The sequence below is a fragment of the Liquorilactobacillus aquaticus DSM 21051 genome (assembly GCF_001436755.1).
Taxonomy (GTDB): domain Bacteria; phylum Bacillota; class Bacilli; order Lactobacillales; family Lactobacillaceae; genus Liquorilactobacillus; species Liquorilactobacillus aquaticus.
In genome coordinates, this window is sequence record NZ_AYZD01000029.1 from 1 (window position 1) to 266 (window position 266).

Here is a 266-nt window from a genome sequence, read left to right on the forward strand (position 1 = left end):
TTTTTGCCGGGGTGGCGGAACTGGCAGACGCACAGGACTTAAAATCCTGCGGTAAGTGATTACCGTACCGGTTCGATTCCGGTCCTCGGCATTTTCATTTAATTATATTGCACCCATAGCGCAATTGGATAGAGTGTCTGACTACGAATCAGAAGGTTGTAGGTTCGACTCCTACTGGGTGCATATTCATCGGGAAGTAGCTCAGCTTGGTAGAGCACCTGGTTTGGGACCAGGGGGTCGCAGGTTCGAATCCTGTCTTCCCGATT

At 50.4% G+C, this 266-nt stretch carries 3 tRNA genes; all 3 read left to right on the forward strand.

Annotated features, from left to right (window positions below):
• Positions 1-5 precede the first annotated feature (5 nt).
• Positions 6-91 (forward strand) — tRNA-Leu (locus FC19_RS09460).
• A gap of 18 nt (positions 92-109) precedes the next feature.
• Positions 110-183, forward strand: a tRNA-Arg gene (locus FC19_RS09465).
• Between the two features lie 7 nt (positions 184-190).
• Positions 191-264, forward strand: a tRNA-Pro gene (locus tag FC19_RS09470).
• The last annotated feature ends 2 nt before the right edge of the window (positions 265-266 follow it).